Annotated in this window: 2 protein-coding genes; one reads left to right on the top strand and one right to left on the bottom strand. The window is 36.3% G+C overall.

All coding sequences use genetic code 11. From position 1 onward, the window contains the following. Nucleotides 1–22 precede the first annotated feature (22 nt). Nucleotides 23–3,067: an FAD-binding and (Fe-S)-binding domain-containing protein gene (locus tag L1D46_RS20080; RefSeq protein WP_130052370.1), complete on the bottom strand. Its 3,045-nt coding sequence runs from the start codon at nt 3,065–3,067 to the stop codon at nt 23–25. A gap of 147 nt (nt 3,068–3,214) precedes the next feature. Here L1D46_RS20080 and L1D46_RS20075 point away from each other — a divergent pair, with 147 nt between their 5' ends. Further along, the gene (locus L1D46_RS20075; protein ID WP_130052369.1) at nt 3,215–3,424 is read left to right on the top strand and encodes a PGPGW domain-containing protein; all 210 of its coding nucleotides are present in this window, start codon (nt 3,215–3,217) and stop codon (nt 3,422–3,424) included. Nucleotides 3,425–3,489: the final 65 nt, after the last annotated feature.

The following is a 3,489-nucleotide window of genomic DNA, read 5'->3' as shown; positions in this document are numbered from 1 at the left end:
GAATTTAATAGCACTTTAATTTTTAAAGTAGCTCTGCAATTAATTGTAATGGGTGTTTTGGTTTGAATTTTTCATAGCGCTTTACTTGGCTGCGACATGAGAACCCTGTTGCTAAAATTGTTTCAGGTTCATTGTCGGCAACAATTGGTTGCCAACTCATTTCATAAAGTGCGCGTGAATTTTCTTGGTTCTGTTTTTCGTGGCCATAGGTTCCTGCCATTCCGCAACAACCAGTACTTGTTGTGTCTAATTGTAAATTCAGGTCAGCAAAAATAGTTTGCCAAACTTTAGACGCATTTGGCATTGCTGTTGTTTCAGTACAATGACTTAACAGCTTAAATGGCGAAGTCTTATTAGTGGTAAGTGAAACTTGTTTGAAGTTTTGCGTTTGAAGCCATTCATGGGCAAGTTCAACTTTAAAATCACCACGGTCTTCTTTTAAGATTGATACATATTCATCTCGGTAACACATAACCAAAGAAGCATCGAGTCCAACTAATGGTGCATTGATTTCACTCAGTGAATTTAAAAACTCAGCAGCATTTTTTGCTGTTGTTCTAAATTCATTTAAAAACCCTTTCACATGCTGTGCTTTACCATTTGGTTTAAAAGGTAATAGCATTGGTTTTTTGCCTAACGCTTTAATTACTTTAATAAAGCTTTCGACTAATTCGGCTTCATAAAAACTAGTAAATGGATCTTGTACTATCAGTACATATTCGGCTTGCTCTTCTTTTGAAAGCGAATTAAGTAATTCAAAATTGAAATGCTGCTCTTTTGAAATACGTTTTGAAAGTTGCGGGACGCTTAAACTGGGCGTATCAACATAACCAATCGTATTTTTGATTAACCCAGAAACAAGTTTAGTGTTTACTATTGGGTTAACAACTTTAGCAAATTTTGCCATAACAGGTGCAGTTTGCTCGATACCCGCAACTAAGTAATCCTTAGCTGGTCGTGCATAATAACTGTGATAGAAATTTAAAAACCTTGAACGAAATGTTGGAACATCCACTTTGATTGGGCATGCAGTTGTACATGCTTTACAAGCTAAACATTCGTCCATAGATTCTTTCACCTCGTGAGAGAAATCATAAACGCCCTTTTTCTTATCACGACTATGTTGATAGCGCTCCCACCAAGTGATGACTTCGCCATTGATCAATTCTTTTTCAACATTGAGCAAATCAATATTTTCTGACTCTTGAAGTCGTAGCCATTCACGCATTAAACTTGCGCGCCCTTTTGGTGAATAACGGCGGTCACCAGTAACTTTATAAGATGGGCACATTGGTGATTTTTCGTCATAGTTAAAACACAGGCCATTACCGTTACAGGTCATAGCGTTATTAAATTCTGTTTTAACATCGATAGAAATTTCTTTGTCGAACCAAGCTCGCTTTTGATCATCAACAGAAACTAGTGAGTCTTTACTTTCAAGTGGAGTACAGATTTTACCTGGATTTACTCTATTATTTGGATCAAATGCCGCTTTAATTTTTCTTAATTGTGTAAATAAATGTTCGCCAAAAAATTCAGGGCCATATTCACTACGATACCCTTTGCCATGCTCACCCCACATTAAGCCGCCATATTTGGCAGTAAGTTTAACGACTTCATCTGAAATATGTCGAAGTAATTTTTCTTGTTCAGGGTCGCACATATCAAGAGCTGGTCGAACATGTAATACGCCAGCATCAACATGGCCGAACATACCATATTGTAGGTTGTGTTTATCGAGAAGTTCACGAAACTCGACTATAAAATCGGCTAAGTTTTCTGGTGGAACCGCAGTATCTTCAGCAAAAGCTAACGGTTTTTGACTGCCTTTTACATTACCTAAAAGGCCTACTGATTTTTTACGCATTGCATAAATTTTTAAAATATCAGCTTTGTCATTCGTTAACTGATAACCGATCACCCCATTAGTTTGTTTTTCAACACATTCATCAAGTAACTTGCAAAGAGTATCTACTTTATCTTTAATATCTTCAGGTGAAACAGCATTAAACTCAACCATGTTGAGTCCTTGCATTTCTCTGTTTTCAACATCGGTTATTAAGTCCGATACTGAGTGCCAAATAATATCTTCACGAGCAAGGTTAAGTACTTTACTGTCGACAGTTTCTACAGAAGTTGCATTTGCTGCAACTAAGAATGGTGAATGACGCAGAGCAGAGTCAAAGCTATCATATTTAATGTTAATTAAAGTCTTAAATTCTGCAATTGGTGTAATGTTTAGTTTTGCTTCAGTTACAATACCTAATGATCCTTCAGAGCCAGTAATTAATCGGCTCATATCAAAGGTTTGTAAATCATCAGAAAAAATATGTTCTAAATCGTAGCCGGTAAGAAAGCGGTTTAAACGCGGGAACTTTTCTAAAATAGCATCACGGTTCTCAAGGCCAATATCGATAACTGTTTTATATAATTTACCTATGGTTGTGTTTTGTTCAGCAATTATTTTTGCTTTTTCAACGCTCATAGGTGTTGTAGACATTTCTGTTCCATCAACAAGATAAGTAGTAAGGCCTAAAACATGATCACTTGTTTTGCCATAAACTAAAGAGCCTTGACCTGAGGCGTCTGTATTTATCATTCCACCAATTGTTGCTCGGTTACTAGTTGACAGATCAGGTGCAAAGAAAAAACCGTAAGGACGTAAAAAGTCATTTAATTGGTCTTTTATTACACCAGTTTGAACGCGCACCCAGTTTTCTTCGACATTGATTTCTAAGATTTCACGCATATAGCGAGATAAATCAACAACTATTCCTGGCGTTAGCGATTGGCCATTAGTACCCGTGCCACCACCACGTGGACCAAAAGTCAGTGATAAAAACGGATCACGTGACGCAATTTGCATAGCAAGTTGTATATCTTTTGCTGACTTTGGAAAGATGACACCTTGAGGTACTTGTTGATAAACGCTGTTATCGGTCGATAAACTTAAACGTGTAGAAAAGCTTGCATCGGTATCACCACTAAAACCTTGTTTTTTAATTGTTTCTAAGTAATTAGATACGAGTTCTGTGGCAGCTTGTTGTTGGCTTATTGTTGCTATCATGACAGTGATAAATTAAGGCATTTTGCAAATTATATCATGCTAATAGCTAAGATAAATTGAAGATTTTACAGTTTGTAACACTCTTTTTATCGATTTCTGGAGTAATGCTTTTATACTGTGTAATAAAGCAGCAGATGAGATAGACAGATGAAAAAGATTGCATTAATCAGTTTAGGTGCCTTATGCATGTTATTGGGATTAGTTTTTGTTATTATTCCCGGACCGTCGCTGATCTTTTTTATTGCAGGACTTTTCTGTTTATCTTTTTATTATCCTAAAGCGCGTGATTATTTAGCCTTGTGCCAAAAGGCACTTACTAAGTCATGTGCCTATATAGATAAAAAACTTGCTCGCTGATTTCTAATTGAGTAACAAAAATGCCAGCTAAATGCTGGCATTTTTTATATTAGAATCTTTATTTT

Origin of the sequence: Pseudoalteromonas sp. Isolate3, from assembly GCF_022398505.1 — a bacterium.
GTDB classification, from domain to species: domain Bacteria; phylum Pseudomonadota; class Gammaproteobacteria; order Enterobacterales; family Alteromonadaceae; genus Pseudoalteromonas; species Pseudoalteromonas apostichopi.
The sequence above is the reverse complement of the archived record's forward strand: the minus strand, read 5'-3'. Positions and strand labels throughout refer to the sequence as shown.

Bases quoted from the DNA above. Each gene is read 5' to 3' on its own strand.
- L1D46_RS20080 (WP_130052370.1), bottom strand. From the start codon at position 3,067: ATGATAGCAACAATAAGCCAACAACAAGCTGCCACAGAACTCGTATCT.
- L1D46_RS20075 (WP_130052369.1), top strand. From the start codon at position 3,215: ATGAAAAAGATTGCATTAATCAGTTTAGGTGCCTTATGCATGTTATTG.